We start from the raw sequence: 26275 nt of genomic DNA, 5'->3' as shown, positions 1-26275 counted from the left end.
GAATTCAAATTCTAATGTTTAATAATCACATTTCTGTTTGATATTTTAACAAAATAGCAACTAGTAAGTAACTTAAGATTTATCGTAATACCAGTTCATGACATTCGAAATCAGCACATTTGAAATTCCCATTGCCATAAGGGCTTTAAGAACTGCTTCCATTTACATTCTTGATGATGGTAAAAATAAAATTCTAATCGACACAGGAATGGATGATCAAATAGATACATTTCTGGAAAGTAAGAGGGTTGACATAGAAAGTATAAACATGGTACTCCTCACTCACCTGCATATAGATCATGTAGGGGGAGTTAATAAATTACATAATAATTACAGTCTGAACGGGTACATAGGAAAGGAAGATTTGAGACGAATTGAGGCAATTCAATCCTCAGCTAAAGGTTTCATATCATGGCAGATCGATTACCTACGAAGGAATGGCGTACCAGATAAATTCTTAGAAAATCTTACCGAGAGTCATCCTGTGTTCAGGGAGTTGAAAAATTATTTGGACCTTAAACTGGAGCCTCTCGAAGCAATTAAAAATTTACCAAATGGAATTAGAACATTGCATGTTCCAGGTCATTCACCAGGATCTACTTGCTACTTTGTAAATGATAGTACCGCTCTAATGTCTGGTGATCATATTTTAGAACGAATTACACCCAACATCAGCTATTACGACGAAGAGGAAGATATGCTTGGAGAATACCTTTCCAGCCTCATCAAGACTAAAAACATTAAGGTAAAGGCTACATTCCCGGGTCATGGAAAGCCTTTTGGAAACCAAAATGAAAGGATAGATCAGTTGATAAAACATCATGGTGATAGGATGAATGAAATCATGGAACTCGTTAGGGATAAGTGGTTGACAGCCTATGAAACAGCACACAAAATGCGCTGGAGTAAGGGGAGAACCATGGAATCCATGAATATGATGGAATCCAACTTTGCAATTGGTGAAGCCATATCGCATTTAAGACATATGGAAAGTACAGGGACATTAGACAAAAAAGAGATTGGAGGAATTTATTATTACGGATCAAGCAGTATTTGATAAACTCACTTATGACTGAAGTTAACCAGAGATAATCTATTGTCAAATATTTATGTGCTTTACCCACTCAGGATAAATAAATAAAATTATGTAGAAAAATATGTATTTAAAAAAATAAGGTATCAAATAAACTTTTGTTAAAGGGAGTTTTTTCATGTTATCGATTACCTTTTTCCTATTTCTGTTCCTACTGTTTTTAAACTTCTTTAATTCAGAAAATGCAAGGTAATCATAACGTTCAAAATATGAATATTTCAAAAATAATTTATCACCACTTTTTGAGGCAATCGAGACAATTTCATCCCTGACATCAAGTTGAACATGTCCGGGTTTTATAGTTTCAGTAAATAATTTAGGCTGAGTTTCTGTTCTCAACCTGTATTTGGTTAATTTTTCAGGATCCAGGTATATTGTGGCCCTCTGATGTATAGCCTCAAGAAACAGGTATATATCAGGCGTTTTGTTACTTGAGAAAAGCAAATTGGAATTCTGAATTATAAGTTCTCTAGAAACTGCTATGGAACTCATATTGAAATCAGCCGAAATTTTTTTAGCTTTTACAAGTTTTTTAAGTTTTCCATCATTTCTAATAACCATGGGTCTATTTCCTTGTGAAAATTTTTGGGAATGTTTCTTAAATGTCGTCTTCACATCCTTCCCATCAGCACTGATAAATGAAAAGGAATTATGATAATATATTGTGCCACTATTTTTCTTATAGAAATTCACAATTTTCTCCAGTCTTGTTTCATAAAATAGGTCGTCATCATCAAGGAATGTTATTATTTTTCCCTTTGAAAGTTCGAGTCCTCTCAAATATTTTTTCCCTATTTGTTCATCAGGAATTAGTGAGAACTTCAGGTTTTCTCCATACGCACTTGTATCTAAAGGTATATTAGACACTAATATAATCTCATAGAGATCTTTATTTAGTGTTTGTTTGATAACAGATTCGATTGCTTCACGAACAAATTGTGTTCTGTTATACAGTGTTATAATTACAGAAATAATAGGTAATTTCTCTTCCAACAAGGTAAAATCACTTACTATTTATTAAAATTATAGCAGAAGCACCTTTTAAATCAACAGAAGTATGCAGTCCTAAGGGAAATAAGGAACTATTCAGAATTTTTTGCAAGATTTATTAAGGATTATGAATTCAGGTGGTTACTGCCGTCGTAGCTCAGCCTGGTAGAGCGCGTGCTTGGTAAGCACGAGGTCGCGGGATCGAATCCCGTCGGCGGCTTTGAAGATTTTATAAAACGTATATGCAAATCCATTATTAATTTAAAACTGTGAAAATTCCAAATTAGGCATTTTCACTTTTTTCTCTTCTTTCTCCAAGTTCCATCATCATTTCTTTCTCTTTCTTTTGACAATTTTCCCTTTTTTATTCTTGGTACTGCCATAAATAATACAAGTCTTTTCAGAATTTATAATTTTGGATTAAATATCTATTCAATAAAGCTAATCTAAATATAATACACAGGATATAACCATAGCTTAGAACCATAAAGAGAGCTAAAATTCAATTTCATTATTTGTAGAAAAATATTTTGGTTTTTGGAACATATAAATGGAAATATATTATATAATTTTAATCCTGTGGAAGAGGTAATTTCGATCTGGATAGATAAACGTTAAGCAATATTCCTATTAATGAAAGGACTAGCATAATTAAAAACACACCATCCCACCCTAAATCGCTTATGAGTGATGAAGTTACAAACGGTCCTATTGCATCCGCTGAATTAGATATAAGCCCCATTCCAAAAGCCCCTGCACTCATTATAGCCAAAGGAAATACATTTCCAGGTAGAGCCCAGTAATTTGGTGGAAACATCATCAGGAATCCATTAACCACAGCGGCAAATAGAAGATCATAATAGGAGAAACTTCCTATGACTATCATGAGAAGAATCCCAATGGCCATAAGAATATCAGCAGACGTCATTATTAAAAGTCTTGAATTCAGGATACCTCTGTTGGTTTTCTTTCCTTTTGCGAGATAATCTCCTAGAATCGCTCCGATAAATGCGGCTACAAATCCAGATAAACCCCAGGCAATTATAAGGTTGCTGGTTTGTGAACTTGAATAGCCAAGGTGATAAGAATATGAAGATAAATATCCACCAACGCTAAACAAGACCCACGTAAGCGGGAACTGGATCAATCCCATCAAGATTACCATGGGGTTTTTCCATGCGCTTTGATGATGTTCACCCTTTGCCTGAATTATGGCATCTCTCTGAGACTCAGAATCTCTTGCAAAAATGAAGTAGATCAGTGCACCTGCAACCATCACTATACCTGTAATGTAGTACGTTTCTTGCCATGAAAGTGCAATAAGTGCACCAGAGAGAATTCCACCAGCAGCACTACCAAGGCTTATGGCACCTAATGTAAAAGCAAGAGACCTAGCTCTCTCCCCTGCTGGAAACCATCCAGCGAGCTGAATTGAAAACAGTGCAAGCATCATTATCATTAAACCCTGAAAGAAACGGAGTGCTATGAGCACATATGGATTGGGAAAGACGGGAATAAGAAACTGAGGCACTATGAGAAAAATCTGTGCAACAAGAACACCAGTTTTCAATTTTGTATCGAATATACCACCATGACCCAGAAAAAATGCTACAAATAAGCCAACAGAAAATGCATCAACACCGTATATAGATAGTGTACCGGAACTAATCCCAAAAGTGGATGCCATTTTTGTAGACATGATGCCGAATGCAGTCAGTGAGATAAAACTCGTAGTCATAAGAAGTCCTGCAATGCCTGCCATTATCCACCTATATAGCGATCTCTGATCATCCGTACCAACAGAATCTTCTTTCATTTTTAAATATACTATTTCTTGATATTTAAGTTCAGTACCTATTATATCAGTTTTATAAGTCTTAATATAATAAAATCAATATAAACTAACATAAGAGTTAAAATTATACATGAGTATAGTGTAAATGAAATGGAAGACGAGACATCAATATTGCAGCATATGGAAGAATTATGGAAAAAGAATTATCCAGGAGGGACAAGACGCGAATTGAGCATCCCCGAAAGAACCCTCTATTCAGTCTTGCAGGATGTTGTATTAAGGAATCCGAATAAGATATCACTAAAGTTTATTGGAAAACAGTACACGTTCTCAGAACTGAAAGATATGGTTGATGATGCAGCAGAATTTTTGAAGGCAAATGGAATAAAACCCAGTGATAGAGTGGGCATAATGTTGCCAAATTCTCCTGCATATGTGATTATGTTCTTTGCTATTTGCAAGATAGGAGCAGTAGTAGTCCAAATAAACCCACTCTATACAAGCTTTGAAATCAGTAATGAACTATCTGATTCTGGTTCAGATGTCATAATTACCCTTGATGATTTTTACGAAAGGATTGCAACACTTTATAAGAAATATCTAAACAAGATAATTTTCTGTAAAATTCAGGATTACCTTCCAGGTGCAATAAGGGGTTTATACAATTTAGGGAGAGTGTTTAAAAAAGGCAAGGTAAAAATTCAGCTAAACAAGGATATAATTCTATATAAATTCTATAAAAAGGGAAAAATAGAAAATGGAGAAGCAAAGATAGAACCTTCAACAACACCAGCCATAATACAGTATACAGGTGGAACAACAGGGACGCCAAAGGGTGCAATCTTAACACATCAGAATTTAATCTCCAATGTATATCAGATCAATGAATGGGTTCCTGAAAACTATAAAAAAAATGCAGAGGTCCTTGCTGCTATCCCATTTTTTCATGTCTATGGTATGATGACAGCTATGCTTTTCCCAATTTTTAACGGAATGCCCATAACAATTATACCGGACCCAAGAAATACAAAACTTATAATCAGTACTATGAAAAAAGGAAAAAATATTACATTCCCTGGAATTCCAACAATGTATCATTCCATAATGAAAAACCTTAAGGGAGATAAAAAGGCCCTGTCAAACACTTCATTGCTTTTTTCAGGTGCAGCTCCTATGCCAGAGGAACTAGAAAGTCAGTTCACTTCCCTTACGAATATCATAATAATAGAAGGATATGGCTTATCTGAATCTTCACCTGTTGTTACTATAACCCCTGTAGATCCTTCAAAGAGAAAGAGAGGAACAGTTGGATTCCCGATCCCAAATACATCAATCAGGATTGTAGATATTGAAACTGGAACCAAAGTTATAGATATGGGGGAATCTGGAGAAATAACGGTAAAGGGCCCGCAGGTCATGCTTGGTTATCTGAATAAGAAAGAAGAAACTGATCAGGTGCTTCGCGATGGATGGCTATACACTGGTGACATAGGGTTTGTAGATGAGGAGGGATACATTCATATAATAGACAGAAAGAAAGATATGATAATCGCTGGTGGATATAATATATATCCTAGAGAGATCGAAGAAGTATTACTTAAGAATGGGAAAATTGAAGATGCTGCTGTCATAGGAATAAAGGATCCGCATCGTGGAGAAACGGTTAAAGCTTATATTGTGCTCAAGAAAGACCAGAATTTAACTGAAAAAGAGGTGATTTCATATTGCTCGGAGAAACTGGCAATTTACAAAATACCAAAGCGCGTTGAATTTGTAGACTCACTTCCTAAAAGTCTTGTGGGAAAAGTGCTGAGAAGAGAATTAGTGGAGAGAAATGAAAGAAGGACATAACCATCATTTATAGTTTCGTGTAAAAGGTACAGTTATTGTAGATTAACTTCTAATAAAAAATTATCATTAGACGCGAGGAGTGGGATTCGAACCCACGCTTTCCATAGGAAAAACAGCTTAGCAGGCTGCCGCCGTACCGCTGGGCCATCCTCGCATTTTTCATTAATTGGAGAATCTTTCTCCAAGATCGTTTGCTATCTGCTCTAAAATATCCTCAAATTGTTCATTCTCAAGGTTGACAACTTCACCGGAAGGTAATGTTATCCTAGCCTGATATACGTCACCATCTTTGGATATTTCAACTTCTGCCAATCTATCCGCCATTAAACCTGTAATTAGATTACCTATAATATTCTTTGGAACTCTTCAATAATGATCTACAGGTAACAAGCGTTCCTTTGCCTACAAAATATATATCTCTAAATACAGTTTTGAAATACCTATGTCTCATGAAAACTGAATTAAAAGCACTTTCGAGTACTTCTCTTGCCCATCTATCAAACGATGGAGTATTCCTGTTGTTTTCTTCCTTAATAGTGTATTATTCAGAACCATCCCTTGGTTTGAATATAACAATTCTGGGTTATTTCGCAACTATATATGTTTTTGTTTCGGGAATACTTAGCATTCCAGTTGGTAGATGGTCAGATTCAGGTGATAGAGATCCGGAGCTCATGTCACTGGGAATACTCTTACTTGCCATATCGCTAGTTACATTTTCTATCCCGTTCCTTTTTTCATCATCTATGGCAATACTGACCAAATATCTTGTAGTTGGATTGGGTGCATTCATCCTCGGACTGGGGCAGGCATTTTATCATCCACTTGGTGCTGATATATTAAGATATTCACTTAAGGGAAGAGATTCATCATTCTTACTTGGAATAAATGGTTCATTTGGTAGCATTGGAAGGGCTGTAATCCTCATTATAGTTGGTATTATGATAGTAGATTATGGAGCTTTTAGGGGATTGTTCTATCTTTCTCTGTACTATTTCGTAGTTGCTATAGTCATTTACATAATGTCAAGAAATTTAAGAAAATCAGAAACTTACCGCGAAAAGAGAATGGAAGCTGTAATAGAGAGGAAAGAGCTTGTTAGGATGAAATCACTGCCGGGAGTTAGAGGATTTCTTGCCATATTGACAGTCACACTCTTTCTCAGGTCTGCCTTTCAGCTGGCAATCTCTACTTATGCATTTACATACATTGATGGAATCTTTAAAAGTAGCTTTTTGTCATTTTTATTCCTTGCGGTAGCTTTGGTAACACCCATAGTAGGTCAACCTATATTCGGACAATTAACTAGAAGAAAAGGGGGAGATTTCACATTACTCTTTGCAGGCGTTCTATCATTGCTGGCTTTCCTTCCATTCCTTTATTTTTCACAGAATTATGTTCTATCTCTGATATTCTTTTCAATTTATGCCTTTGGAGCATTTACCGGTTTCCCATCAATTCTTGGTTTCCTGAATCAAAAAATACCGAAGGAAGTATCAACCAGGGCAAACACATGGGCTTGGGGTATAGGGAATACAGTTGGAGGAGCCTTTGGAATATTAATATTCACAACTCTATTTGAGACGCTAAAAATTTCAATGGAATTATCATTTATCTTAATGCTTTCATTCCTTGTTCTTTCTATTATTACAAACATAATGATCAAGCCATTTGCTAAGAAACTTCCATCCCAGATAACACAGTAATTTTTTAAATCATTTATTAAATTGTTAAAATTCATATTTCTATAAGGTAAAGTGTAAAGTGAAAAACCAACCAAAGCGTTTAATACGTTTTAGCTATTTTTGGAAAAGGTCTTCATTTTATGCCAGTAAAAAATTCAGAATTGAAAGGGTTTTACAGGAAGAGTACAGAGGAAAGAATAGAGACTTTAAGGGATTACTGCCATCTTAACGATGAGGAAATATCCATTTTGAAGAACAACGGTTCTCTGAATCGGGAAACCGGAGAAAAACTGGTTGAAAATTATATTTCTAATATGGAAATTCCCATGGGAATTGCAACAAATTTTAGTATTAATGGAAGGGATTATCTTATTCCAATGGCCATAGAAGAGCCTTCTGTAATAGCAGCATGTTCAAACGGTGCAAGGATTGCAAGAATGGCAGGAGGATTCAGGGCCTATGCATCCTCATCTATTATGTATGGCCAGATACAGTTAACCAATCTCGATGATATAGGAAAAGCCAAGACGGAAATTCTCATGGAAAGAGAGAACATATTGCGAATTGCCAACGAGGCAAGCAGGACATTAAGCAAACTGGGAAAAGGTGCCAGAGAGATCACATTTCATAATGTGAAATATGATGAGCATGTTCTGATTATACATCTTGAAATCGATACGGGAGATGCAATGGGTGCAAATATTATAAACAGTATGGTAGAAAGAGTATCGCCTTTTCTGGAAGCAATCACAGGAGGTACTGTTGTACTTAAGATCCTTAGCAATCTTTCACCTCTAAGAATTGTCAGAGCATATGCAACATTCAGGAAAGATGCAATTGGTGGTCCTGAGGTGGTTGAGAGATTCATTCACGCAGCAAGGCTAGCCGAGGAAGATATATTCAGAGCTGCTACACATAACAAGGGTATTATGAATGGAATCGATGCAGTATTACTTGCAATCATGAACGACTGGAGACAAGCTGAGGCTAATGCGCATGCATATGCAGCAATAAAAGGTTCATACGGCTCTCTCACGCATTATGAACTGGATAACAATGGAGATATAATAGGATCAATTGAGATACCAGTAAGTGTGGGCACCGTTGGAGGCACCTCTGCTAGCATTCCAAAGGCAAAAATCTGTCAAAAGATTCTGGATATTAAAGACGCCAGAGAACTCGAAGAAGTGCTGGCCTGTGTAGGACTCGCACAAAATTTCGCCGCAATGAGGGCTTTAAGTGATGAGGGAATACAGAAAGGTCATATGGCTCTCCACTCCAAAAATTTAGCGATGGCAGTAGGAGCCACTGGTGATAATATTGAGAAAGTTGCCGAAATGCTGGTTAAATCTGGTTCGATTAATATGACTAATGCAAGGGTAATTCTTGATAAATTAATGAAAGGTGAATAATATGGATAAAAGTGAATACGATTCTGGTATGAAGCAAGTTGAAAAGCTAATGAATAAGGAGAAATATGCAGATGCCTTAACTGCCCTCAAAGGAATGCTTGAGAAGGCCGGTGATCAGAAGGAATTTAAGGCAGATATTCTGAGCAAGATTTCAGAGGCTTATTATGGAAAAGAAGGTGTGAAAACAGAGAATGCCATTTCCAATCTTATTGAGTCACTCAAGATCAGAGCAGAGCTGGAACAACCAGAGATTCTTGCTCTTGAAATGATGAATCTTGCATATTTGCAGGATGAGGCTGGTAGCCTGGAAAATGCAGAAAAAACACTTAAAGAGGCAATGGAAGTTGCTGATCAACTTGAGGACATAAGCCTTACTCTGTCACTTAAGAATGCTCTTGCCGACATTCTTGCTGAGGACATAAAAAATACAGAGGAGGCCACGAAAATATATAAAGAAATCATGCAGGAATCAGAGAAGGAGAAAATCTGGGAGATATATTATGAAGCCTGTGTAAGTCTCATAAAGCTACTAAGAGACAGGGACAAAATGGAGGATGCAAACAAGTTATCAACCGAGAATATAGATAAGGCCGAGGCAACCCTGAACTCATTCAAGACAAAGAAAGATAAGGAGGAATTTAAGGACGTTATTTCCTACCTATACGATGTGTCGATAGATCTTGCAATGGAGAACGAGGACATCGGAAGGGCAAGAGATTTAGCTGAAAAATTTAAGGGAGAGAAATAAGGTTAAAGATATCTCTTTCCATATCTTTTTTAATGTCAGAATAATCAATATATAGATCGTTCATAAGTGAACAAAGCCTTATTGTCATGTTAACATATTTTAAGTTTTCAAGCTGCTTCTTTGACCTTTCCAGAGCTTCTTTTTTTGTTAATTTACCCGAGGCAACTACAGCATTGAGCAATCTGTCTAGATAAGAAGCATCCCTGGTTTGCTCCTGGAAAAGTTCCTCCTCATCTATTACCAGATCGATTGGAACATGTTCCGCAGGAGCATTGAAGTTGATGAGAAAACTATCTCCTTCTCTTGAAAGTAGTCCTTCCCTGACACATTCATCTTCAAACCTTACCGAACTTTCTTCCTTTAAAAATTTCCTTTTGTAAACCAGAATATTAACAATATCCTTGCCAGAAATAGATCTCGCATTCTTTTTTTCCTGTGAAACTACTGAAATAAGCTTTCTTGCCAATTCCCTATCCATTGTCAATCATATACGTACATTTTATTTAAAACACTCTAATAATGAGTTTCAGAACTTAGTTATATGTAAAGAAACTTAGTAAATTGAACTTAAAGCAAAATTTATTAACTGAGGTTCATTCTTAATATATGAAGATTGAAAACAGCACTAAATATTATTCAGTGTTGATAGGATCACTATTTATCATTATCTGGGGAATTATAAGTTTTATTAACTATATTATTCAATATGATTACATAACAAACTATTTTTCAGGTGGTCCTTTTATAAATCCGACAGAGGAAGCTGTATTGTCAGTAGAACATACCATTGTGATTATGTTGATTTTATTACTCTTAAGTGTGATATTAGTAATAATAGCAGTTAAATTTGCGAAAAATTCATTTAAAAATGCTAAGTTGAGTGGAAGAAATGGAATGGCCATACTCATAATTGGTATAATTTTATTCTCCTTTGGAGCAGGGGATTACATTGGTTCTATATTAATTATACTGGGTGGTTTTGCATTTTTTGCCAAGGAAGGGGATATAATCGTCAGGGATTGAGGGCAGTCCTCCAGCAATTACTTAATAAACCTATTAGAAGTTTATAAATTAACTCTACAAATTTTTTGTAAAACCAATGTTTAATTTGTATGTAGAAAAATATTTTATAATGAGACGTTATTATAAATAATGAAGATTACTAATGATCTCAAGAGTCTGGCAATTTTTATCGGTGCAGTAATAGGAATAATTGCAGGTGTCTTGGAACTTATAGTTGCAATCATAATCGGTGCGGCCTCACTTAATGGAGGTATTGTTAGAGTTACAGGAAATCTTTCTATTTTCCCGGATGCCTTTGGATTTATTGTAGCAATTTTTCTGTTACAGATAATTTTGTCTGCAATTTCTATCTCTTACGGTGAGAAACTTAAGGTAGGAAACAGTGACAGAAAACATAACAGTATAGTTCTTCTAATTCTCGGAATAGTTCTGCTAATAATTCATGCAGGATTCTATATTGGCCCTATATTCATAATACTGGGTGCAATAGCATATTACGTTAAGGAAGGAGACATTTCAATAAATATAGGTTAAAACATCTATTTATATAAAAATTGGAAAGGAAACTGGCTTTGAATAAACTCAATGCTTTTTTATTTTCACTTATGCAGATATAGTGCATATCTTTCCGATGTCTTGTTCACAAATGCATATCTCTCAAATTGTACTATCCCATTTGCTTTTACTGCATCAGATTCTATGAAACCTCTATCAGTTGTACCATCTGGTTTATAAACTTCAAATTCCGGAGAATCGTCCTTCACCCAGTGAATGATTTTTCTTCTGGTCTTATTTTCAGAATCAAGATAATGCCAGGCTCCGTCTTTATAGATTATATTATACAGATCTTTTAGCCTAACTGTATCATTCTCCTTTGCATCGTTAATGTCAGATTTCTGCAGATAAAGGGTCTGATCCTTATCAAGACTGTATTTCCTAAATCCCCTTTCAGATTCTTTAGGATAGAGAGGTATCATTGATTCTGTTTCAGGAGAACCATTGATCTTTACCTTCACCGGATCAGAGACAAAGAAATAACGGTTTGCAGAGTGATCTATGAATTGCCTGTTCATTGAGTTGAATATTTCCCATGAGAAATCTGAGTTTACATCATTCAGGCCAGAATCTATCCAGTATTTTCTAAAGGTTTCTTTCTGGTACCCTCTTCTTCTTAGGGCCAGGAGAGTTGCGAGCCTAACATCATCCCATCCTCTGTATTCGCCCGCTTCAATACCCTTCCTCATTGATGTAGTACTCAGTATGGCGTCCTGTATATTGATGAGACCGTAGTGAAAATATTCTGGTATGTCCCATTTAAAGTAGTTGAAAATATATTTTTGTCTTTCCGTATTGTTTAGATGATCCATCCCTCTTATTACATGTGTCAATTCCAGTTCATGGTCGTCCACAGCCACGCTGAAATTCATCAGAGGATAGAATCTGTATTTCTTACCAGTATGAGGATGTGGGGTTTCTATAACCCTGAATGCAATCCAGTCCCTAACCGCAGGATTGGGATGGTTTAAGTCAGTTTTTATAACAAGAACAGGCTTTAAGTCCTTATCATGTCCTGTTATAATCTGGTCAAATTGTTCAACCATCATCTCTGGTGGAAGATTCCTATGGGGACATGCTTTTGATTCCATAAGGTCTCTTTTGAAATCTTCAACTCTGCATTTACAAATATAGGCCTTTCCCATCAGGATTAATTCTCTCGCCCTCTTATAATAAAGTTCCATCCTCTCTGATTGTATAACAAACTGTGTGAAGTTTACGTCAAGCCATCTGGTATCTTCCTGGATCATGTCATAAGCCTGAGGATATATATTATTTGGATTTGTATCTTCTATTCTGAGAATTAATTCTCCACCGTATCTTTTCACATATTCATCATTTAAAATCAACATCCTGCTGTGACCAATATGGAGTGGTCCAGAGGGGGATGGTGCCATCCTCATCACAACTTTACCCTTTACATTTTTAAGATCTGGTAGGTGATGTTCCTCATTCTTCTTTTCAACTATAAGGATATCACTATATTTCTCATTGGCAAGAGAAATCTGTTCCTCGATGCTCATAGAATTTATCTTTGAAATACTCAGATTGATATCTGCCATCAGATCCTTGATCGAGGATCGGAGTTCTGGATAGGAACCAAGTAATTTATTAACTACGCTCTTTAGTTCTGCCCTACCATCGTGTTCGATGGCATTCTTAAGGACATTCTTTTCAATATCCGTATTCAGTGAATTCACCAGACTCCTTAATAATAAAGTCCTTTAATTCTTTTATCCCTGTTTTGTTGATGTTCGATATAGCAATTTCTTCTTTTCTTTCACTTATATCTATTTTTGTCTGTACCCTTACTATCTTTTTAGGGAAGTTTGCCCTTATATCGTTGTAAAGTTTCTCCTGCTGCTCCACTGTATATCCTGAAAATCCAGAATAGTCAATAAGAAATAGAATAACTCCCCGTATATCTTTCAGGCTAAGAATAGATCTCCTTTCCAGTTCATTTCTCTCATCCATCGGCCTATCAAGTAAACCGGGTGTGTCCACAATTTGGATCTTTCTTGGTCCCGCATTCATGTGACCTATGAATACGTTAAGTGTCGTGAATGGGTAAGGTGCAATTTGAACATCATTATTAGTAAGTGAATTTAGCAGTGAGCTTTTCCCAACATTAGGCATTCCTGCTATGACAAATGACGGTTTTTCTGGATCGATTTCCGGAAGTTTCCTTAGAAAGTCCCTGCATTCACCAAGTAATCTTAGGTCCTTGTCAACGTGCTCAAGAACAGAGCAAAATCGACCGTAAAATTTCTTTCTTACATTTACCATTTCGTGTGCTGTTCTTGCTCTCTTAAGATCATGTATAGAATCTGTCGCAAGTTCAACAATCTTTTCTCCAGCCCACTGCACATTGTTCAGTGATCTTTTATAATTATCAATTCCAAATTTTAACTGAAGAAAATCTTCATAGAACGGATGGAGTTTTTCAGAAGTTGGAAATTTCTTAACTATCCTTTTTAGATATATTGCGGAAACACTCTCTGCAGTTGCAATTCTGTCTATATTTTCCTTTCTAACCTTATTCTCAAATATCTTGTCGTAAGGCTCGTCTATTTTTGACGCTTTCTTCAGGCTCTTATCTATAAGCTCATCAGACCTGAGTATGGTCGGTATCGGTCTCATTACTTCACTTTTCCTGTATTGCCTTATTTATTTTTTCTTCCCATTCAGGGGTAATATCAAATTGATTGTGTGCATATCTATTATGTATCCTTATTTTGTTCCACAGATCCTTATGAGTTGGTTCATCAATATGGTAACTGCAATCAAATCCTACGTCCTTACAAGCATAATAAAATCTTGACATAGAATGGACATTGTATACGTGCATAAAAAATTATCATTCTCAATACTAACACATTTTTACTGAATCCTCAATTCACACAATAAAAATTGAAATGGTTGAAAGAAGAATGGCAAACATTCTTCCGATCTCCCCAGACGCTCCAACTATATCTCCATTTACGCCTCCGAAAATTTTGTAAAGATAAAGCCTCAGAATAATTGCTATTATAATTACAGAAAAAAGAACAACAATATACTCTGGGAAGAGTAACAATGATAATATAAACGGAATTCCAAAGGAAGTTATTAAAAATGTCCATCTTGATGAAATGACTGAAAAGAATTTACCATAACCCTCACCTATTGGCTTATTTCTGAAGAATACCACTGACATGAAAATGATATCCACTAACTGGGAAAAAAGTATCATGTAGGGAATTTTGTTTGTGGGAACAGAAAATAAGGCAGAAACACTAATCCCATATACAACAAAGAACATAAATAAGCCTCCAGCACCAACAGATGGATCTTTCATCACCTTAAGTCTTTTCTCTGCCTCTCCTCTCTTCATGAGCCCGTCTCCAAGATCAAATAGCGCATCAAGATTCTGTGCACCGTGTATAATACCTATTATACTGAGCGCAATTATTGCGAGAATGAACTTTGAAACGAAACCTTCAATTTCGTACAAAACTATAAAGGAGACCAGTCCTGATAGAAGATATGGTAACCAGAGAAAATAGATAGCTTCAGGTATGAATTCTGCATTTCCTGCAGGTATGATTGTAAAGAAAGAAATCGATGCCCTTGCATATTTTGATATTTTCACGTTGGAATATACTTAAGTGATATAAATATGAAATTAATTACACTAAAATGAAATTAAGTTCAGATGATAATTTTACACACGGTGATCATTTCCTGAGGATCAAGGATAAATATCCCGAAATAACAGATTTTTCAGCGAATATCAATCACAACAGTCCAGAATATCTTGTGGGTAAAAAGACGGGAGTTTTGAAACACTACCCTGCGGGTGAAGAAAAATTAGAGGAACTCATAGGGAAACTATTCGACATTAACCCTGAAAGAATTATTGCAACCTATGGAATGACATCTCTAATTCATTATGTATATCAATCACATTCAGGAAGGAACGCTCTGTTAATAGAACCAATTTTTTCAGAGCACAGAAGAGCAGCTGAGGTCAGTGGTTGTAGAATAGCAAGATTATCCTTAGGAGCATTGATTAAGAACACTGAAATTATAAAAAATTTTAGTTATGATATAATCTCATTGAATATACCTGTCAATCCTACAGGTGAAATGCTTAACTCCACAGAGATTGAAGCAATAATCCGGATTTCAACGAAGAAAGGTGCAACTGTCTTCTTAGATCAGGCATATATAGATTTTTTATCAACGGAAAGGCAAAAAGAATTTAGGAAAGTTACTGAAGAATATCCTGATGTAATATTAGGAAGGTCACTTACTAAAGTGAGTGGATTACCTGGAATTAGATTAGGATTTGGTGTTTGTTCACCCGAAACTATAAAAATTCTTAAGAAAATCAGGGGACCGTGGACTATTCCAGAGGATTACAAACTTATATTAGAAAAATGGTCTGAGTATCAGCCTGATATCATAAACATTGAAAGGGAAAGGGAAAATCTAGTATTAGAATTAAAGAAAATGAAACTAAAGGTACTGGGAAGGTCAGAGGTTAACTTTCTGGCTTTCAGTCTAAATGAAAAAATAGATCCTCTGTTTTTTGAAACAAAACTTATGGAAAAGGGATTCTTAATAAGGAATCTGGGTGACTTTTATGGCTTTACAGGGAGAGACTTTAGAATAAATATAAGAGGTCACGACGAAAATATGGAGTTAATTAAGGCAATACGGGCGGTAATAAATGGTTGAGGGTAAGCTTATACACATTATGGGAACATCATCCAATGCTGGGAAAAGTACTATTACGATGGGGATTTGCAGAATTCTAAGTGATCTGGGATACAGAGTATCGCCATTCAAAGCAATGAACATGTCATTGAATTCTATATCCACTGTAGATGGTTATGAAATAGCAAGATCTCAATGGTTACAGGCAAAAGCCTCAAGAATAGTACCTGACTGGAAGGTTAACCCTATTCTACTTAAACCCGAGGGATCAGGAAAGTCCCAGGTAATTTTTATGGGAAAGTCCATCGGGAGCAGAACCATTGATGACTATGGAAAGATACTGAGGGATGAAGCAAGGTTAGCAGTAAAGGAGGCTTTAAAGTCTCTTCTTGAAAGCTATGATGTGGTTGTTGCAGAGGGATCTGGGTCAGCTGCGGAGATCAATCTCTATGAGAGGGATCTTGCGAATACATGGTTAACAAATGAATTCAAAGGTACTGGAATACTTGTTACCAACATTGAAAATGGTGGTTCATTCTCATCACTATACGGAACAAAGGCACTTGCTCAGTATCCCGACGTACTAAAATACTTCATCATAAACAACATGAGAGGTGAGGTGGATTTACTGAACAGTGGTATAGAAAAGATAAGTTCTATGACAGGGATGATCAGCATGGGAGTAATTCCCCATATGGAAAACACTACATTACCTGGAGAAGATTCTCTTGATTACAGCAATATAAACGGATCAAAGGTTGGCATTATAAGATATCCATATTTTGAGAATTACAGTGACATTGATCCACTTATACAGATGGGGCTTGGTAAATATATAACCACTCCGGAACAGCTTGATAGTGTAGATTCTCTTCTGTTTCCAGGTTCAAAGAATGTTTATGAAGATCTTAATTTTGTAATCAAAACAGGAATCGGGAAGAAGATAAGCGAATTTCTAGAGAATGGGAAGAAAATACTGGGAATCTGCGGAGGATACCAGATGCTGTCAAGATCTATACTGGATCCAGATCATGTTCAGCTACCTGTGAATGAGCTTAAAGGTCTTGGTTTACTAAATACCAATTTCCTATATGATTCTAAAAAGGAGATTAGGGATGTTAAGTATCACGGTTCTCTTGGAAACCTGCCCTTAGAAGGATCTGCCTATTTCATCCATTATGGAAAGGAACAGAGTAAAAATGAGGAAAACTTTGTCAATACAAACGTTGGTCCAGAAGGTTCTATAAGCACAGACGGAAAAATTATTGGAACCAATCTTCATGGGATCCTTGAAAATTCCAATGTTTTTCAGTGGTTTACAGGGATAAATAGAAGTAGAAGTTTCGAAGAAACCCTGGAAGATAATATCAAATCATTCTCCATGAATCTATCCGTAAATTTAAAAAGAGAACTGTTAATGCAGATCGTAAATGGAACCTGAATTCCTTTCAATCATAATCTCAACTCTTTTCCTTGCCCTTATAATAGACATAATATTCGGAGAACCCAGAGGTTTTCTACACATTGCAGTAATCTCAGGAAGATGGGCCATGTTCATTGGGCGTGGGATGCAGAAATCCAGGAAGCTGGTGAGGGCAGGGTGGATTACTGCATTGCTTACAGTAATTCCAATCACCATATTTTTTGGAGTGGTTTTTGATTTCCTTTACAGTCTTCCTCTTATATACATATTTTTCCTGATATTTTACGCCATAATTGCAAAATCAACATTTGCATTTACCTCAATGGGAGCGCACATTAATCCCATAATAAAGAGTCTTGAAAAAGGAGATATGGACAGTGCCAGAGTCCTAACTTCCAGATGTGTAAGAAGAGATGTTTCAGAGTTGAACGAACCCTTACTAATATCTGCGGCCATTGAAACAGTTGCTGAAGGTATCACAGATTCATTCACAGGAAGTTTACTGTATTTCTCCATATTTGGTGTTATTGGTTCCATAGTTTACAGAATCGTGAACACACTGGATTCAACCTTTGGGTACAGGGATAAAAAATATCTGAAATTTGGAAGGGCTTCTGCTGCTATGGATACAATTCTTAACTATATTCCTGCACGAATTTCATCTGCACTCATATCAATTTCTGCATATATGCTGAACTATAGCAATAGGAAATCACTGCTTTCATCCGTTCTAAATAGCGTACCCAGTAGGAATGCTGCATATTCCATGGGTACAATGGCAATTGTTTTGAATCTTAAGCTTGAGAAAAAAGGAAGTTATGTGATTAACAGAAAAGGTTTTGACCCAACTCTTGGCGATCTCAAGAAAGCATTAAGAATATTCTATTTCTCATTCTTTCTCATGGTAATTTTCGTAACAATCCCATTGATCCTCATTTTTTCATATATTCTTTACCCACACATATTCTTTTTATTTCCCCTTAAAATAGTGGTATGATAAAATGAATAGAAAACCTGACATTAATTTGATGATAGCGGGAAATACACAGATATCCCTTATCCCAGGTATAACATCAGCTGGTAAAACTCCAGATCTAACCTTTCTAACACCAGCCCTTGACTCTGAAATACTTGTAGAGGGGGAATGTAAATCTCTTGATGTCCCTCCAATGACACCCGATGGATTACCAACACCTTCCCTCATAGCCAGAGCATGTCTTGGTATTTCTGGATTGGAAACTCTGGTAGTGGATGGAGGGATGGGGATAAAACCAAAGTGTGCCTATCTACATACAGATCTAAATCCAGCGAGAGACGGAAGGAAAGAGATGGCTTTACCTCAGGCATCACTTGCAGTTTCAACTGGCAGATATATTGGCAAGACACTTTTAAAAAATGGTCGTTCCATAATGATTTCAGAATCCATACCAGGAGGAACGACTACTGCACAATCTGTCCTATCACTTCTCGGTTTGGATATAAAAACAAGCAGTTCATTTAGAATAAACCCTACAAACCTTAAGAGTGACGTTATAGAAGAAATGATTCAGAGACACGGAATTCAGAATGATCCACTGAAATCCATATCAAGGGTTGGGGATTATACTCAGGAAATAGCACTTGGAATTATTTCAGAGAACGAAGACTCCAGAATAGTTCTCTCTGGCGGTACACAGATGGCAACAATATATTACATTGCATCTTCTATGAAACTACCGGTGGATAATCTCGAAGTGTGGACAACTAAACAGGTAATGAAAGACTCACGAAAAACTATGGAATATCTGGTCGATCCGGATCACCTGAGGTTTTCCCGTACTGATTTAACAAAATCAAGGTTCGATGGAATAAGACGCTTTGAGGACGGATACGTTAAAGAAGGAGCAGGAATGGGCGGATCTATGGTACTGGCAGAGATGGAAGCAAGCACTGAAAGAATAATAAAATCGATCGATGACGTCTACGAATCATTTATGTGAAAATCCTGTTTCCATTTAATCAAAAAACTTTTTCATTCCTTCGTATAAATAAGTTTCAACACGTGTGAGCGGGAAATCCCGCACTCTTCAGGGGTGGGAGGATGTCACAAAGGAAATGCGAAAACATGCGAAAACTATGGAAAAAATATTAAGGAAGGATTAATAAAGGTAATAGCCGGACTAGGTTGGGAAGCCAGGCTCTTCCTGTTACCCGAAGCCTATACGCGGGAACGACAGTCCAGAGAGGCCAACCTGGCCTCTGTTAAGCCTTGAGGAATCAATGAGATTTCGGCCCAGCGGATCGGAGGATTACAGAAAGCAATTCAAAGGAAATGCTTTCCGTAACTTATTCACCAAACCCGCCAGGTCCGGAAGGGAGCAACGGTAGGTGGAACTTTTGGTGCTGCTGGATACCGGGGTCGAGTGAACTCAGGGGTAAACTTAGCAGGACGTCAGGCCCAATCTGGGCGCGTCCGGTATTTGAGGTTAAAAATGTTCAAAGCCATTCAGGATCCTGTTTGGGGTTACACAGAGATTCCGGAAAAATTTTTGAAAATAATAGACACTCCTGAGTTTCAGAGACTGCACTGGATCAGGCAGCTTGGAATGTGTTATCTTGTATACCCGGGTGCAGTTCATACTAGATTTCAGCATTCACTTGGAACTATGGCACTGGCCGACCAGATCGCACGGAAACTTGAAACTAAATATCCCACGGAGGTTACATTTGCTGCTCTCCTGCATGATATAGGTCATTTTCCCTTAAGTCATTCATTCGAAGATTTTTTTCAGGATAAATTCCACGTAAATCATGAAGAAAATGGACGAGAAATTATACTTGGTAAGAAAGGAACGGGTGAAATAAGGGAATATTTGGAGTCTAATGATATTGATCCTGAAGTGGTGACCAGAATCCTTTCTGGAGGTCACAGAGAATTTAAACTGGAAAGTGAAATCGTTAGTGGACCTTTAGATGCCGATGAAATGGATTATCTTGTAAGAGATAGTTACTTTACAGGAACAGGAAACATAGCTTTCAGTATAAAAAGAATGGTAGACATACTCAGGACAGATGGCGAAAAAATATTCATTGAGGAAAAAGGAATAACATCAGTGGAATCGATCCTTCTATCAAGAAACCTGATGCATAAGTCAGTATATTTTCATAAAACCGTCAGGATTGCACAAAAAATGATTGAGAGAGCAATGGACTCACTGGATAAGGTTGACAGTTCAATGATGGATATGCATGATGATATTTTCCTGAATTATCTAAGAAATCAGGCTTCAAGTTCAGATATGATCGGGCAGATAGATAGAAGAGATCTATACAAGGTCGTATACAGGGATTCTGCTCCTGATATAAGGAATCCTGAAATAGAAAGTAAGATTCATGAAAAATATCCTGAGCTTATAGTTGATTATGTACCTCCATATGCATATCAGGACAGAAAGAAAAGTAAAAATGAGGTGCTGGTAAAACAGGGAAGAAAATTCATGGAAATTAGTTCACTTTCACCATTGATTAACTCGCTTTATGATAGCTTCAACAGGAGATATATAACCATATATGGACCACAAAAACTACAAATAAGACAGGAAGAAATTAGAAGCCTACTCGATTAAACGTTTTTCCATTCTGAATGCATTTCTACTGCCATTCAATTTCTCACTATAGTAGTTCTTGAGGAATTCTGTTTTTTTGAATCCTAATTTTTCGTATAAACCAATGGCTTCCGGATTGTGCTCTCTGACCTCAAGAACTATCTTTTCATATCCTCTTTGTTTAGCAATATCCTCTATATGTTGAAATAGAGCCTTTGCAAGTCCCTTACCTCTATATTCTGGATCAACTGCTACAGACTCTATATCCAGAGAACTATCTGATACTGGACATGCCATTATGTAGGCTATTATATTTTCTTCATCTTCAACCTTGAACGCCATGTCTCCAGACTCTGATAGTGCATATCTAAGCATATCGGCTGAATAGGGTCCAACAGTAAAAGCACGTTCCTCTAGCTTCACCAGTTTCCTAAGGTCATCATCAGTAATCCTGTCTATTTTCATGTAATCAACTCAAATTAGAGTATCTACCAAATATTTTTAATGCATCCTTCAATATCCATCTATGATTAGACAGAAAGAGTTGGCATTCGATCAGGCCATCGACGATATGAAGCATGGTTCACCCATATTAATATTTGATGATGCAAAGAGAGAAGGTGAGACAGATCTTATTTTCGCATCACAGTTTGTTACTTCAGATTCAATAAAAATGTTAAGAAAGGAAGCGGGTGGTCTTATATGCACTACCATTAGGAAGAAAGAGGCTGATCTAATTCAGTTACCCTATCTTGAGGAGATCTATGAAAGGTTCCTGCCATACGGGAAAAAGGCCACGAATACCTCAGATATGGGATATGATAAACATTCATCCTTCACTTTTACAATAAATCATAGAAGTACCTATACTGGAATACCAGATATGGACAGGCAGGTAACAATTTCAAAACTTGTAGAATTCATAAAAAACATAGAATCGAAGGAAGATATTGTGGATGAATTTTATACGGAATTCAGGATTCCCGGCCATGTTCATCTGCTGATAGCAAGAGAAGGTTACTTTGGCGAGAGAAGAGGACATACAGAGCTTGCCACATACTTAGTAGAAAGAGCAGGTTTGGTACCAAGTGCAACCTTAGCCGAGATGCTTTCAGATTCAGGTAGAGCGATGACATTTGAGGAAGCCAGAAACTTTGCAGTGGAACATAACTTAACATTTATAGAGGGAAAGGAAATCATAGAAAAGTGGACCAATGACTAAAGTAATGGCAACAGGGGTGTTTGACATCCTTCATCTTGGGCATATAAATTATCTAAACCAGTCGAAAGCACTTGGAGAAGATTTAGTGGTTGTAGTTGCAACTGATCTGAATGCTCAGAAAAGTGGTAAAAAGTTAGTATTTTCAGAAAGTGCAAGAAGAGAAATGGTTTCCAATCTCAAAATGGTTGATGAGGCCATAGTTGGGAATCACGGTGATATATTCAAAACAGTTGAATTGCTGAAACCTGATATTATCACTTTAGGCTTCGATCAGAAATTTGATGAAAAGCAGATCGAGGAAGAATGTGCTAAGAGAAATATTAAGGTAAGAGTGGTAAGATGCAAGAAATTTGATTCAACTGATCCAGTAGGAACAAGAATGATCAAGAGAAAGATTGTTGAAATGGAAGGTATAAGGGCATGAAACTTATTGGGATCGCAGACACAACTTTTGCAAGATACGACATGGCAAAGTCTATAATTGAGGAACTTGGTTCAACGGGAACTGGATTCAGAATATCAAGATATACAGTCCCAGGAATTAAGGATCTTCCAGTGGCAAGCCTTTTGTTATTCAACACAGGCTGTGACATCGTCATTGCATGCGGAATGCCTGGACGGAAACCAGTTGACAAGATTTCAAGTCAGGTCGCATCTACTGGATTAATGGAAGTGCAATTAAAGGTAGGAAAACATATAATTGAAGTATTTGTTCATGAAGATGAGGCAAAAGATGATAGGGAGCTGGCATGGCTTTGTGACCAGAGAGCAAGAGAACATGCCATTAACGCCTACAATCTACTTTTCTTTCCGGATAAATTAACACAGAATGCAGGAAAGGGATTAAGGCAGGGATATGCAGATGCGGGGGACGTACTGGGCGAAGGGAAAAAAGGAAGTGCAATAACACATTGAGGTGAAAAAATATGAAAATTGGAATAGTTGTATCGGAATATAATTATGATATTACAATGATGATGCTGGAAAGAGCCATAGATCACGTTAAGTTTCTTGGTGGTGAGGTTTCAGAAGTACTTAAGGTACCCGGAACTTTTGAGATCCCACTCGGCGTAAAAAGACTTATTGAAGCAGGAAACGTGGACGGTGTTGTTACACTGGGTGCTGTCATTCAGGGAGAAACAGATCATGATGACATTATAATGCAGAACGCAGCAAGAAAAATCATGGATATATCCATTGAAACAGGAATGCCAGTGTCGCTTGGAGTTACTGGTCCTGGACAGACAAGATTACAGGCAGAAGCAAGAATTGAAAAGGCCAGAAGCGCGGTTGAAGCAGTTATTAAAATGCTGAAAGCAAATAAGAATTAATTACTATTTTCTTTTCTTATCTGTCCAAAAGTCGAACTTATCTCCGCAAATGCATTGTGGGGATGAATGCTTTCTTCACTTTCGGATGATATTGTTAATCTAACATCATCTCCGATTTCAGAAAAATACCTCACTATATTAAATGAAATATCCCTTACAATATCTTCAACAAACATAGGATTTAAATGAGCTTTTACAACCATCTCACCCTCGTCTGATCTCTTCAGGAGTGGTAGAAGTGAACCATTCATTCTACCTTCCACAAATTCTATTAAATTCTTGATTTCAATATCAAGATTACCTCTGTATTCTATTTTAATTACAATGTGATTCCTTTGATTGTGAGTTATTACTGGAATCTTATCAAGTATTTCAGTAGCCTCAGGAATACTTTCCTTTAGTATTGTCCTTGCCGTTTCCATTGCACATGGACATGCGTTTATTACCATTATTTCAACAGATAAGGTAGTCTTGCTGGTTCCATTCCTATCAAGTTCTGAATTTACCTTAACTTCATAGGGAACAAACGATTCAGAACCTCCAGAGGCATTCCTGTTAAGATAAAGCACTGTATTCATTTCTACCATTGCCTTTTGTGAATAGTCAAATCTTTTAAGGCATTCTTTACAAATCTCCATAGATACATGTTCTATGGCGTCTTCGCTTTTATGACCATTAATAACGGAATTTATCGATTCAATGGTTCTTGACATATCAGCACCCTTTCTCCAGGAAGGAAGATCAACAAATACGTTTAGACTAACGGACAAATTAAAAACATCATTTCCCCTTCTCACCGTTATTGGAACCCTTACATTTTTGACTCCAACTCTGTCCACATTTAGTAGATGAACAGGTTCTCCACCCTGAACATCTTTATATTTATCCATAAAACTTCCTTATTTAGTCTTACTTTCTGAATATGCTTTCTTAATAACTTCCTCTATTTCTTTATATTTCTCTTCAAGGGCTTTCTGTTGTTTTTCAATGGTATTTATCCTAATTTCACTCAACTCTTTTTGCTCTTTGAGTTCTTCTATTAATTTGTTTTTGTCATCAACTTTATATAAGACCGGTCCCACGCTTCTATATATTGGCATTCCTTCTCCCACTTTCCCAAGTTCCTCAAGGGTCTTAGAAAGTTCCTTAATTCTCACTTCAAGTTGATATTTTTGAGTGCCTATCTGTTCTATCTGGTTTTCAATCTGTTGAGCCTGTCTTACTTGATTTTGTAAATAGTTACTTATTCCACCTTCCACTCATTGCACCTCTTTAACTAACCTGTCTGCAATTAGAATCCATCTTGTTATCGAACCTAGTGCAGCCCTTATTGCAACAGTATCCCTCGCTTCTATATAAATTTGAAAGGATTGTTCAGTTTCCCGAGTGTTTATTTGAGTTCTACCGGATATTTCATCAATATTTGGTAGTATTGCAAGTATTTGCTTCAAATACCAGCTCTTTTCAAAATCTAATGTAACTGAAATTGTTTTCTCTACCACAATTAGATATGCATTTAACTCAAAAATATTTATGCCAGTTAGTATTTTCCTTGCATGGGCTTGTGGCCTAGTCTGGATAAGGCACCGTCCTTCTAAGTCGGTGATCGTGGGTCCGAATCCCACCAAGCCCGCTTTTTTTAGTTTTGTAAAAAATTAATTATATAGTAATATATCTCTTTTTTATATCTACTAATTTATTTTAGTATTTGATTGTAATTTTGTATACAAAATCTGCATAAAATTAAGTAAATTGAAACATAATTCTCACTTAAATGCTATAAATCATTAAATAGTGTAATTAAATTCTGCACTAGTGAACACAAATCTAGTTCTGTATATAGTAAGAAGAGCAATATATGCGGTAGTTTCTCTGCTCCTTATTATAACGATTGTGTATCTTCTGATTCACGCTGTTGCACCAAATCCTTACTCCCTCGCCAAGGTATACGCTGGGCCGGGACACACCACTAAATCGCAACTGGATGCAATTATTAGCGAATATGATCTAAAGGCACCTCTTGAATATCAGGTGCTTAACTATATTTCTAATATTTTTCACGGGAATCTAGGATTTGATCCGTCTTATCACAGGCCTGAAATTCAGTTAATAGCCAGATACCTACCAAGAACGCTTGAGCTTGTCATTCCGGCGCTTATATTATCTATGTTTCTTGGATTATTTACCGGAGCATTCGGCGCTTCAAAGAGAAGGAAGGCTGGAGATCAGGCAGTAAAGGGTGTTTATCTTATTACTTGGGCATCACCACCTTTTTTGGTCGCAATAGTTTTGCAACTATTTTTTGCGTATGACCTTGGTCTACTACCAGCTACCGGATTAGTGAACCCACTGTTAATATCTCCTCCAAATGTCACAGGGTTTCCGCTTTTAAATGCTCTAATAGCTGGAGACTTTACTTATTTTATTAGTTTAATTCATCATATGATTCTGCCTATTATTGCAATAGGATTGCTAAGTTTTGGTATAATTACAAGATTAACAAGATCCAGTATGCTAGATTCCATGGAATCAGAATATTTCAAGCTGGGTTTGATGAAAGGAATCTCAAGGAAAAGAGCTGTTTATACCGTAGCTCTCAGAAATGCTTCCATACCAATAGTTACACTTTTAGCTCTGTCTTTTGGATACGCAGTTGCAGGTGCAGTTGTTGTTGAAGATATTTTTGACTATCACGGAATGGGATGGTTCATAGTTTATGCCATTACTAATTTGGATTATATTGCAATTTTAGGAACTACTATCATAATAGCCATCTCTATTATAATAGCAAATCTGGTTGCGGATATACTATATGGTATTCTTGATCCAAGGGTGAGGCTGGAATGATCAATGAACAAACAC

At 36.7% G+C, this 26275-nt stretch carries 29 protein-coding genes, 3 tRNA genes and 1 other RNA gene; 20 read left to right on the top strand and 13 right to left on the bottom strand.

Going from position 1 to position 26275, the window contains the following annotated elements:
• The first annotated feature begins 97 nt into the window (after positions 1-97).
• Positions 98-1057, top strand: coding sequence for an MBL fold metallo-hydrolase (locus CSP5_RS05205; protein WP_148689806.1), 960 nt, complete (start codon positions 98-100; stop codon positions 1055-1057).
• Between the two features lie 42 nt (positions 1058-1099).
• On the opposite strand, the gene CSP5_RS05200 is transcribed toward CSP5_RS05205, so the two are convergent.
• Positions 1100-2086 carry a glycosyltransferase family 2 protein gene (locus CSP5_RS05200; protein ID WP_172399413.1) on the bottom strand — a complete coding sequence of 329 codons (987 nt, stop codon included), beginning with the start codon at positions 2084-2086 and terminating at the stop codon, positions 1100-1102.
• A 143-nt stretch (positions 2087-2229) separates the two neighbouring features.
• Here CSP5_RS05200 and CSP5_RS05195 point away from each other — a divergent pair.
• Positions 2230-2303, top strand: a tRNA-Thr gene (locus CSP5_RS05195).
• A gap of 351 nt (positions 2304-2654) precedes the next feature.
• Here the strand turns inward: CSP5_RS05195 and CSP5_RS05190 are convergent.
• A complete protein-coding gene (locus CSP5_RS05190; protein ID WP_148689804.1) occupies positions 2655-3899 on the bottom strand; it encodes an MFS transporter in 1245 nt (414 codons plus the stop codon).
• A gap of 129 nt (positions 3900-4028) precedes the next feature.
• On the opposite strand from CSP5_RS05190, the gene CSP5_RS05185 reads away from it, so the two are divergent.
• Complete coding sequence (locus CSP5_RS05185) at positions 4029-5729, top strand: long-chain-fatty-acid--CoA ligase (protein WP_241869798.1); 1701 nt, start codon at positions 4029-4031, stop codon at positions 5727-5729.
• Positions 5730-5800: 71 nt separating this feature from the next.
• Here CSP5_RS05185 and CSP5_RS05180 read toward each other — a convergent pair.
• Together CSP5_RS05180 and CSP5_RS09755 are read right to left on the bottom strand one after the other, a co-directional pair.
• Positions 5801-5883: transfer RNA gene (locus CSP5_RS05180), tRNA-Ser, on the bottom strand.
• Positions 5884-5891: 8 nt separating this feature from the next.
• Complete coding sequence (locus CSP5_RS09755; RefSeq protein ID WP_021790012.1) at positions 5892-6053, bottom strand: hypothetical protein; 162 nt, start codon at positions 6051-6053, stop codon at positions 5892-5894.
• Positions 6054-6178: 125 nt separating this feature from the next.
• On the opposite strand from CSP5_RS09755, the gene CSP5_RS05175 reads away from it, so the two are divergent.
• The 3 genes from CSP5_RS05175 to CSP5_RS05165 all read left to right on the top strand — a co-directional run bounded on the left by CSP5_RS05175 (position 6179) and on the right by CSP5_RS05165 (position 9574).
• On the top strand, positions 6179-7435 hold the full coding sequence (locus tag CSP5_RS05175) for an MFS transporter (RefSeq protein WP_021790013.1): 1257 nt from the start codon (positions 6179-6181) through the stop codon (positions 7433-7435).
• Positions 7436-7554: 119 nt separating this feature from the next.
• Complete coding sequence (locus tag CSP5_RS05170; protein ID WP_148689803.1) at positions 7555-8826, top strand: hydroxymethylglutaryl-CoA reductase, degradative; 1272 nt, start codon at positions 7555-7557, stop codon at positions 8824-8826.
• 1 nt (position 8827) lies between these two features.
• A complete protein-coding gene (locus CSP5_RS05165) occupies positions 8828-9574 on the top strand; it encodes a hypothetical protein (protein ID WP_021790015.1) in 747 nt (248 codons plus the stop codon).
• On the opposite strand, the gene CSP5_RS05160 is transcribed toward CSP5_RS05165, so the two are convergent.
• Complete coding sequence (locus CSP5_RS05160; protein WP_021790016.1) at positions 9558-10052, bottom strand: DUF2240 family protein; 495 nt, start codon at positions 10050-10052, stop codon at positions 9558-9560. The two genes, CSP5_RS05165 and CSP5_RS05160, sit on opposite strands and share 17 nt — an antisense overlap.
• Positions 10053-10180: 128 nt before the next feature.
• Between CSP5_RS05160 and CSP5_RS05155 the strand changes: the two genes are divergently transcribed.
• Both CSP5_RS05155 and CSP5_RS05150 read left to right on the top strand, forming a co-directional pair.
• A complete protein-coding gene (locus CSP5_RS05155) occupies positions 10181-10597 on the top strand; it encodes a hypothetical protein (RefSeq protein ID WP_148689802.1) in 417 nt (138 codons plus the stop codon).
• 129 nt (positions 10598-10726) lie between these two features.
• Positions 10727-11131 (top strand): hypothetical protein, encoded by a 405-nt coding sequence (locus CSP5_RS05150; RefSeq protein ID WP_077076309.1) that lies wholly within the window; start codon positions 10727-10729, stop codon positions 11129-11131.
• Positions 11132-11196: 65 nt separating this feature from the next.
• Here the strand turns inward: CSP5_RS05150 and CSP5_RS05145 are convergent, their stop codons facing one another.
• From CSP5_RS05145 to cobS, 4 genes are all read right to left on the bottom strand, one after another.
• On the bottom strand, positions 11197-12852 hold the full coding sequence (locus tag CSP5_RS05145; protein WP_077076308.1) for a glutamate--tRNA ligase: 1656 nt from the start codon (positions 12850-12852) through the stop codon (positions 11197-11199).
• The gene (locus CSP5_RS05140; protein ID WP_148689801.1) at positions 12827-13792 is read right to left on the bottom strand and encodes an NOG1 family protein; all 966 of its coding nucleotides are present in this window, start codon (positions 13790-13792) and stop codon (positions 12827-12829) included. The genes CSP5_RS05145 and CSP5_RS05140 overlap by 26 nt, the downstream gene beginning before the upstream one ends.
• Positions 13793-13796: 4 nt before the next feature.
• Entirely contained in the window at positions 13797-13976 is a 180-nt protein-coding gene (locus CSP5_RS05135; protein ID WP_021790023.1) for a DUF1059 domain-containing protein, read from the bottom strand.
• A 72-nt stretch (positions 13977-14048) separates the two neighbouring features.
• Positions 14049-14783, bottom strand: a complete 735-nt coding sequence (cobS, locus tag CSP5_RS05130; RefSeq protein WP_148689800.1) for an adenosylcobinamide-GDP ribazoletransferase — start codon at positions 14781-14783, stop codon at positions 14049-14051.
• 47 nt (positions 14784-14830) lie between these two features.
• On the opposite strand from cobS, the gene CSP5_RS05125 reads away from it, so the two are divergent.
• The 6 genes from CSP5_RS05125 (at position 14831) to CSP5_RS05100 (ending at position 20881) form a co-directional block, all read left to right on the top strand.
• Positions 14831-15874 carry an aminotransferase class I/II-fold pyridoxal phosphate-dependent enzyme gene (locus CSP5_RS05125; RefSeq protein ID WP_077076305.1) on the top strand — a complete coding sequence of 348 codons (1044 nt, stop codon included), beginning with the start codon at positions 14831-14833 and terminating at the stop codon, positions 15872-15874.
• Positions 15867-17294, top strand: coding sequence for a cobyric acid synthase (locus CSP5_RS05120; RefSeq protein WP_148689799.1), 1428 nt, complete (start codon positions 15867-15869; stop codon positions 17292-17294). The genes CSP5_RS05125 and CSP5_RS05120 overlap by 8 nt, the downstream gene beginning before the upstream one ends.
• Complete coding sequence (locus CSP5_RS05115) at positions 17284-18273, top strand: cobalamin biosynthesis protein (RefSeq protein WP_021790027.1); 990 nt, start codon at positions 17284-17286, stop codon at positions 18271-18273. Before CSP5_RS05120 ends, CSP5_RS05115 begins: the two co-directional genes overlap by 11 nt.
• A gap of 4 nt (positions 18274-18277) precedes the next feature.
• On the top strand, positions 18278-19255 hold the full coding sequence (locus tag CSP5_RS05110; protein ID WP_148689798.1) for a nicotinate-nucleotide--dimethylbenzimidazole phosphoribosyltransferase: 978 nt from the start codon (positions 18278-18280) through the stop codon (positions 19253-19255).
• A 173-nt stretch (positions 19256-19428) separates the two neighbouring features.
• Positions 19429-19734: signal recognition particle sRNA (gene ffs / locus CSP5_RS05105), an RNA gene on the top strand.
• Between the two features lie 13 nt (positions 19735-19747).
• On the top strand, positions 19748-20881 hold the full coding sequence (locus CSP5_RS05100; RefSeq protein WP_148689797.1) for an HD domain-containing protein: 1134 nt from the start codon (positions 19748-19750) through the stop codon (positions 20879-20881).
• Here the strand turns inward: CSP5_RS05100 and rimI are convergent.
• Entirely contained in the window at positions 20870-21325 is a 456-nt protein-coding gene (rimI, locus tag CSP5_RS05095; protein ID WP_077076302.1) for a ribosomal protein S18-alanine N-acetyltransferase, read from the bottom strand. The two genes, CSP5_RS05100 and rimI, sit on opposite strands and share 12 nt — an antisense overlap.
• A 61-nt stretch (positions 21326-21386) precedes the next feature.
• Between rimI and ribB the strand changes: the two genes are divergently transcribed.
• The 4 genes from ribB to ribH are packed head-to-tail and all read left to right on the top strand — an operon-like array spanning position 21387 to position 23413.
• Positions 21387-22082 (top strand): 3,4-dihydroxy-2-butanone-4-phosphate synthase, encoded by a 696-nt coding sequence (gene ribB / locus CSP5_RS05090; protein ID WP_077076301.1) that lies wholly within the window; start codon positions 21387-21389, stop codon positions 22080-22082.
• The gene (locus CSP5_RS05085; protein ID WP_021790032.1) at positions 22075-22506 is read left to right on the top strand and encodes an adenylyltransferase/cytidyltransferase family protein; all 432 of its coding nucleotides are present in this window, start codon (positions 22075-22077) and stop codon (positions 22504-22506) included. Before ribB ends, CSP5_RS05085 begins: the two co-directional genes overlap by 8 nt.
• A complete protein-coding gene (gene ribC, locus CSP5_RS05080; protein ID WP_148689796.1) occupies positions 22503-22997 on the top strand; it encodes a riboflavin synthase in 495 nt (164 codons plus the stop codon). Before CSP5_RS05085 ends, ribC begins: the two co-directional genes overlap by 4 nt.
• Positions 22998-23008: 11 nt before the next feature.
• On the top strand, positions 23009-23413 hold the full coding sequence (ribH, locus tag CSP5_RS05075) for a 6,7-dimethyl-8-ribityllumazine synthase (RefSeq protein WP_021790034.1): 405 nt from the start codon (positions 23009-23011) through the stop codon (positions 23411-23413).
• On the opposite strand, the gene mptA is transcribed toward ribH, so the two are convergent.
• The 3 genes from mptA to CSP5_RS05060 are packed head-to-tail and all read right to left on the bottom strand — an operon-like array spanning position 23410 to position 24915.
• Complete coding sequence (gene mptA / locus CSP5_RS05070) at positions 23410-24303, bottom strand: GTP cyclohydrolase MptA (RefSeq protein ID WP_021790035.1); 894 nt, start codon at positions 24301-24303, stop codon at positions 23410-23412. The genes ribH and mptA overlap by 4 nt on opposite strands.
• 9 nt (positions 24304-24312) lie before the next feature.
• Positions 24313-24672, bottom strand: a complete 360-nt coding sequence (locus CSP5_RS05065; RefSeq protein ID WP_021790036.1) for a prefoldin subunit beta — start codon at positions 24670-24672, stop codon at positions 24313-24315.
• Positions 24673-24915, bottom strand: a complete 243-nt coding sequence (locus CSP5_RS05060) for a KEOPS complex subunit Pcc1 (RefSeq protein ID WP_077076299.1) — start codon at positions 24913-24915, stop codon at positions 24673-24675.
• A 56-nt stretch (positions 24916-24971) separates the two neighbouring features.
• Here CSP5_RS05060 and CSP5_RS05055 point away from each other — a divergent pair.
• Positions 24972-25046 (top strand) — tRNA-Arg (locus CSP5_RS05055).
• A gap of 182 nt (positions 25047-25228) precedes the next feature.
• Complete coding sequence (locus CSP5_RS05050; RefSeq protein ID WP_148689795.1) at positions 25229-26260, top strand: ABC transporter permease; 1032 nt, start codon at positions 25229-25231, stop codon at positions 26258-26260.
• Positions 26261-26275: the final 15 nt, after the last annotated feature.

Source organism: Cuniculiplasma divulgatum (assembly GCF_900083515.1).
In the GTDB taxonomy this organism is placed as follows: domain Archaea; phylum Thermoplasmatota; class Thermoplasmata; order Thermoplasmatales; family Thermoplasmataceae; genus Cuniculiplasma; species Cuniculiplasma divulgatum.
This window is presented reverse-complemented; position numbering and strand designations above follow the sequence as displayed.